Origin of the sequence: Salinimonas chungwhensis DSM 16280, assembly GCF_000378185.1 — a bacterium.
GTDB lineage: Bacteria > Pseudomonadota > Gammaproteobacteria > Enterobacterales > Alteromonadaceae > Alteromonas > Alteromonas chungwhensis.
Window position 1 is genome coordinate 214,630 of the sequence record NZ_KB899380.1, and the last position, 6,329, is coordinate 220,958.

Consider the following 6,329-nt stretch of genomic DNA (forward strand, 5'->3'; position numbering starts at 1 on the left):
CGTCGTTGTAGAGTCGAGGCAAATAAAACCTCGACTCTTCAGTATTTACAAACGAGTAAAACCATACTCTTTTTTGAATTGTTTTTTTAAGTCCCTATACCTGGATTTTATAAGCTGTGACCCCTCAAATAAATAGCTGATGTTATTTATCGCAGTCCGAAGAGCTACTTCTATCTCCTTACAACTTAATATATCTACTTCAAATGGCTCAATCTTTTTGCGGAACCTTCGACGTTCCGAATCATTCATTGACTGTAAGATGGGTTTAATGCCAATAGTTTTTATTAATGATAGGTAGGTTTCCGGAAGCATTTCACTTTCGACAATTTCATCAAGGCTATAAAGGTAGATCGACCCATAAATTTTATTCAAATCTACCGACTCCATAAAACTGTCGAGCTTCATTCTATTTTTCAACCTTATTTCAACTCGAGTAATCATTTTGTCGTAAGGGGTCAACCCTGCATCTAAAGCCTTTGCACTTCGATCATAAAGAACTGTTCTTTTAGATGATCGTGACATGCCTGTATATAGCGTCTCTAAGCCACCGGCTCTATTATAAAAGGCTCCTGATTTCTGACTACGCCTCTGATCTACTGTAAGGGATGATATGGCCGCTTTAAGGTCGATCGCTATATCAGTTGCAGTCACGGTCATACGCTTTGGATCAAAACACTTTGATATGTGTTCGCCAGTGATAATTGCAATCCACTGTCTAGCGCACAAATAATGTTTATAATTCAGAGGGTGACCTTTAAACTCAAACCTGCAGTGCTTCTCTGACACTTGGACTAGTAGGTGCGGGGTTTCTGGGTTCCTCTCACCGAAAATAAAACGACTTAATAGCGGTAATCTAATATTATTAAGATATCTCTCGCTCTGCCACCCAACTCTTTTCATCTTTATGTTGTTTTTGGCAGCCAGGAGATACGAAATATTATTTATGTTCTCTGAGTACTTTTGGTAACTAATTTCATCGACCACGGATGTCATACATAATCTGTCAAAGTTGGCGTCAAGAATAAGCTCACTCATAATCACTATCCTTTTCTCTTGGTTTTATGACTATCCGAACCCACCTTTATAAATGTAATGGTTAACCCTGCTTTTCTTGCGATAACCTTGCATGCACCCTTGAGACTTTCTTCTGGAAGAAAGTCTGCTAAAACCTCTACTAAGTGCTGTTTAAAATGAACTCCTTCTGGAACATTTTTAATTAGTTTTGTAAATTCTTTTCTTAACTCACTGTCTTCGGACGCCTTCGTTGCTTCAGAATCTTCTGGAAAAACAGACTGAAGCTTTTCCATTACCATTTCTTTTGTCAACCAAGGGGCTGGTTTCTGGCCATCATGACATAAGCTATCGAAGACTTTGCGCTGCTCTTCTTTCGTGAGTTTCAACAGTGGTGACATGCTATTTAATGAGTAGTATCCAACCATGCTTGGACCACCTATCGTTAACATAACTTTCCCACACCTAGCTCGGTTCAGCAGTCCGTCGTAGTTATGCTCTGGAAAAAATTCAGCTGCGAATTGCTTAAAGCTTGTAAATCCTTTCAGTTCCCATGCTTTCGCAACATATATTTTTGTTATATTTGCTGTAAGCGCCTTACTACTTTTTTTTATAGATTTCACTAAAACTTTCAGATTCTTCTCAGTGACAGCCTCACCAAATTTAGGGCATTTAACTTTATGCATTTTTCGATTCCTTTTGGACTTGCGAAGGCGCTGATGCCTTCGCTTCAGGCCAAAATCTACCGAAAGTACTTCTCACAGCTGAGTTTTTCCTGACATCAGGAAAAACTGCAACGCTTGTGATTTTTTGATTGATGTAGGAAAGAACAGTGCACCGCAAGATTTCACTTCAATGCATACTTATTACTATGATAACTGTGAGCTCACAGTTGCTGGTATATTATGTGACAGTTAATTAACTGCTGTTAAATGTGCTTATTAGAGAAGTTGTGTGTTTCTACTGTTGTAGGGAAATCGAAAGTATCCAACAGAACAGTAATTACCCACACGTCTTTATTTCCGTAACCGTAGTTATCTCTCTCGTTTTGGTTAGAGTCATCTCTACGTGTTTCAATAAAGCCGATCTCGCAGAGCATTTCTAATGCTTCCTTCAGCCGATTGTCGCTTGTGTAAACACATGTCTCACCCATAAACTCGTCGAAATCCACCGCAAAAGAGCTTAAGGAGTCATACCTCATACTAATATGCGTGTAATCAAATGCATCGGATTCAAGTTTGCTCAAGAGGTAAATAGAAACACTCAGGGCGAGCTTATTCAGCCATGATTTTTCTACTTCTTTAATTGTAACGTCATACCTTCCGTCAGTGGATTTCTTTTTCTTAGGCTCATTTACACGCTTTATTGCGTTAGCCCAACTACACAGCTTTTGTGTACAGCCCAATAGCTCTTCAGATAAAATCGAGTTGTTCATTAACTTCCTTTTTTCCTTACACGGCTCAAATATTAAAACTTATAAAGTTCGTAGTTAACACTCCCACTCACCATACTTTTGCTGGTATTGTTCTAGCATCTTTTTAAGCTTTCTTATCTTTCTACGAGAGTAGGCGCTCTCAGAACGCTCGTAGGCCTCCTCTTCTAACGTTTTTACTCTATTCTGATAAGCAATTCGTTCCTTTTTCAGTTCAGAAATTTCACTTACCAACACCTCCACCTCTGTCGATTTTGCATAATTGATTTTCGTCAATAGTAGAATTTCAGATTCATACTTTTCTTTTTCATCAAGGAACATACTCCTAAGACTTTGAACATCCTTTAAGTGCTCCTCGTAAGTGATACTTTGGTAGCTTTGCAACAATGTTTCAACATCTTCGGTAGGAACAAGAAAAACTTCTTGTTCAGGACCTATCTTGAATCTCTTTTCTGACAACGATAAATGAATTTCTTTTTCAGCCAACTCAGGACTTTTTACTATCACATGAGATACGAGAATCCAGTCGGAAAAGCCTCCGTAATGAATTCTATTAATTTCTCTGACTCTATGCTCTGGCGAGTCGCGTTTCGTCAGGCCTACCTTACAAAATCGAGAGTTACTTTGAGGTCTAGTATGATAAATATATCCGGCCATGAGAGTCCCTTTTCAATTTTTGCTAAATCTAATAAAAACATTAATTAGCTTATATACAACCTCGCTTACTGTACTCAGCTTCCCACTCTGAAAAGCGTTTGGCTAATACATCCTTAGTTTTTCGCTCACGAGCTAACGCTCGTTTACTTTTTTTCTGAGCGGCCTGTTTGTCGAAGGTCACGCCAGAGAGTTCTTCTTCAAACATGCTTGGAACAACGTGGCTATAGTGCTGCTCTATCATGGCTGTACTCGTTCCGCATTGTCTTGCAAGTACATCAATGCGCAAGTGTCGGCTGAGCAATTGCCATGTAATGTATGTATGCCGTAATGAGTAAAGGGATCTCGGACCGTCAGAACTACTTCTTAATTCACATTCATCAAGTGCAGCGCTGAACGTTCGTCCCAACTCTCGTGTGGTATTACCATCGGCAAGTCGGAACAGTTTGTCATTGGGCTTTCGATTTGGAAAGCGATCTCTCAGCTCCATGAGCGGATAGACGATATCGTCTTTACACACGACCGTTCTTGTACCGGTATGCTTTGTCGTCTTGCCCTTGCGGACTTTGATTTTAAAGATGACTTGATGGTCTTGGCGTGTCATCTCAATGTCACCCCAGGTCAGTTCTTCCATCTCAGTGCCGGGCCGAATACCTGTATTGACAACAACTTCCGCATAATCCAATAACAGTTCACGAATTTGGCGAGTCTTGTCTTTTCGGCTGTTATCACGCATCGACTCTATGGTTTCTAATACCTGCTCATATTCTTCACGCGTGAAAGCCGCTCTTCTTGCGCCCTGCTCTCCTGTGGCACTGAGCACCGGAACCTGTACTGCTAACATCCATTGCTTTTCGACGGCTTCCTTAAAGACCATCTGCAATGCAGCATTGTGATTAAGTAGTGTTGATTTGTTGAGTAGCCGACCGGCTTTCTTGATCCGCCAGATTTCAAACTCTTTTATCTTTTGCTGGTCTATTGATGTGACATAGGTTCTGTCGAAGAATGGGATGTGATAGCGCTTCAAAGCGCCGATGTAATCTTTAAAGCTAACCTTACCGCCGCCGTGCAACAACGCATGTTCCATATTGGTAATCGCAAGGTTCGCGACATCTCGAAACCGCTTACTCTTTGTCAGCGTTCCGGTTTCGGCCTTTATCTTCCATTCCATACGCAGCAGCCGAGCTGCCGCGATAGCTTCGTCTTTATCTACTTGCTTGGTTGACTTGCAATACCAAGTCCCAAATAGCTGAAAGCGTGCATACCACTTTTTGCTGTTGTCTTGGAGAAATACGTAGAGAGAGTCATCTACATTATGTCGTGCGATTTGTGTTGCCATAGCCGTCCGCTTGCAAAGAATAAATACTGCGCTTACGACGAGTATAAACGGCTAAATGAAAATATCTATCTATTTTCCCAGCTATAACGATAGGTAACGTTAATAACTGTTAAAGCCAGCTTAGAGATTTAACTAGTGTGTTGCGTCCATCGATTGAACTTACAGCCAAATGCGGACGTTGATAACTAAGAATATGGGGCGCGGGGCGCTTATAGATGAATTTTTCGTTCAACGAATCATGAGGAGCAGCAAAACTACGCTGCGGTTAGTTATTTACTCTAAACAAGTTTAAAAACCGCCGCGTGGTTTAGATGTCCCTGCGAGCCTGCGAACGACTTGATGCGATTGTTAGATTTTTTAGTAAAGGTACACGTAGCCTTCCTGCTCCAACTGTATGACCATCTCTTTAGCCCAAGTTAATTCTGGGTACTTTGCACATAGCGGTTTCAACATACCAATAGCCCTTTCCTGCAAATAGTGCGCATAAAGAATCACAGCTGAGTCACGTGTATGAGTCGTTAATTCTTTATTTTCAATTACACCGAGGAGCTTTTGCTCTTTTTCGTAAATCAACGCAATAAGGGATTCAGCACTTTGGCCTAATGAACCGCGCTCAAAGCAGTCTTCTTCATCTAACAAGCTCAACATTTTGATAATATCGCTTTCTGACATAGATGCTATAAATGGGCGCAAGTTTTTCCTCACGCTGGTTGGTATACTATGTCCGTTACGCCAAAATATATCAGGGTGCCCAGGAACGTGCGCCATATAGTACAAGATGCTAGGATCTAACTCATCAACGTCCCATTGTTTGAAAATATTGAATATCTTTACCCAAGAACCTTCAGATTGAGCGTGACGCCTAGCCAGTGAGCTTAAGCCTAAGCAGTGCTCTGTATGGTCTTTTGATTCAGAAAACTTAAGTGATTCCTCAAATGATAATTTGATTTCTTTATTCAAATGCAAGGGCTTGAAAATCTTTTCGAAATTATCAGCCGTAAAACTTGAAAATTCCGTTTTATTGAACTTTATAGTGTAAGGTCCATTGTTTATAGCGTCTATACCAGAACCAATGTGATATTTTATATTTGCCCAATAAGCAGTATCCTCATCAGGATCATAGACGATACCTAGAACGGGTAAGGAATGCGTATGCCAGTAGTCAAAGTGCCGCTTAGAGGCGGGGATCGAACAAGAATTCTTGGTGCAGAATGATTTTCCAGACTTTATTTGCAATGCAACGGTAACACCCTTAACGTCTGTCTCATCTACTAGTTCAATGAAAGCATCGTTACCGTAATCATTTTCTTGATGCACTTCGTGAAAGATACTGTTTGATGACTCAATTATGTTTCGAACATAATTAACCCCTCTCTTAGCCATTGCCGAGCTTTTCAGTTTGGTAGTTCCCATGATGTCTCACAAAATTTTACGCCTTATTATTCGGCTCATAAATGATTGAAAAAAATTAGTGACGAAAGAAACATGCCAAGCGTTTTTCGACCTTCTGAATAAATTGCTAGATGGCTTGTCTACGCACTCTTGCAAGCTCATCTCTATTTCTTAGCTGCCTAATTAAAAACTCAGCCCAACGCTTAGCGCGAATTCAACTCCGAAGTGCACCACTCGCTAATTTAGGCAGCTTTGCGTAATTCATTGAATACCGTAACTGGCTGCCTGAAGCCGAGACACTTTCTCGGTCTGGCATTTAATGCACGTTCAACCTCATTAATTTGCCTATCTGTTATCGTCCGTAAATCGGTGCCTTTCTTGATGTACTGGCGCAGCAAACCGTTGAAGTTTTCATTCAATCCGCGTTCCCAGGATGAATACGGGTTTGCGAAATAGATATCAGTTCTAAGCTTTTCTGCGACCAGCTCATGGTCACAGAAT

Annotated in this window: 7 protein-coding genes; all 7 read right to left on the reverse strand. The window is 40.8% G+C overall.

Annotation, left to right across the window (positions count from 1 at the left end):
* Positions 1-45 precede the first annotated feature (45 nt).
* Complete coding sequence (locus F458_RS0110510) at positions 46-1,035, reverse strand: hypothetical protein (RefSeq protein ID WP_018983380.1); 990 nt, start codon at positions 1,033-1,035, stop codon at positions 46-48.
* Between the two features lie 5 nt (positions 1,036-1,040).
* The gene (locus F458_RS0110515) at positions 1,041-1,697 is read right to left on the reverse strand and encodes a hypothetical protein (RefSeq protein ID WP_018983381.1); all 657 of its coding nucleotides are present in this window, start codon (positions 1,695-1,697) and stop codon (positions 1,041-1,043) included.
* A gap of 242 nt (positions 1,698-1,939) precedes the next feature.
* A complete protein-coding gene (locus F458_RS0110520; protein WP_018983382.1) occupies positions 1,940-2,446 on the reverse strand; it encodes a hypothetical protein in 507 nt (168 codons plus the stop codon).
* A 54-nt stretch (positions 2,447-2,500) separates the two neighbouring features.
* Positions 2,501-3,100 (reverse strand): GIY-YIG nuclease family protein, encoded by a 600-nt coding sequence (locus tag F458_RS0110525; protein WP_018983383.1) that lies wholly within the window; start codon positions 3,098-3,100, stop codon positions 2,501-2,503.
* 49 nt (positions 3,101-3,149) lie between these two features.
* On the reverse strand, positions 3,150-4,436 hold the full coding sequence (locus F458_RS0110530) for a tyrosine-type recombinase/integrase (RefSeq protein ID WP_018983384.1): 1,287 nt from the start codon (positions 4,434-4,436) through the stop codon (positions 3,150-3,152).
* Positions 4,437-4,793: 357 nt separating this feature from the next.
* A complete protein-coding gene (locus F458_RS0110535) occupies positions 4,794-5,849 on the reverse strand; it encodes a DUF4365 domain-containing protein (protein ID WP_018983385.1) in 1,056 nt (351 codons plus the stop codon).
* A 221-nt stretch (positions 5,850-6,070) separates the two neighbouring features.
* On the reverse strand, positions 6,071-6,329 hold a 259-nt coding region (locus tag F458_RS0110540), incomplete at its 5' end, for an IS30 family transposase (RefSeq protein ID WP_018983386.1).

What these genes read in the sequence shown, in the direction of transcription:
- F458_RS0110510 (WP_018983380.1), bottom strand. Translation starts at nt 1,035, where the DNA reads ATGAGTGAGCTTATTCTTGACGCCAACTTTGACAGATTATGTATGACA.
- F458_RS0110515 (WP_018983381.1), bottom strand. Translation starts at nt 1,697, where the DNA reads ATGCATAAAGTTAAATGCCCTAAATTTGGTGAGGCTGTCACTGAGAAG.
- F458_RS0110520 (WP_018983382.1), bottom strand. Translation starts at nt 2,446, where the DNA reads ATGAACAACTCGATTTTATCTGAAGAGCTATTGGGCTGTACACAAAAG.
- F458_RS0110525 (WP_018983383.1), bottom strand. Translation starts at nt 3,100, where the DNA reads ATGGCCGGATATATTTATCATACTAGACCTCAAAGTAACTCTCGATTT.
- F458_RS0110530 (WP_018983384.1), bottom strand. Translation starts at nt 4,436, where the DNA reads ATGGCAACACAAATCGCACGACATAATGTAGATGACTCTCTCTACGTA.
- F458_RS0110535 (WP_018983385.1), bottom strand. Translation starts at nt 5,849, where the DNA reads ATGGGAACTACCAAACTGAAAAGCTCGGCAATGGCTAAGAGAGGGGTT.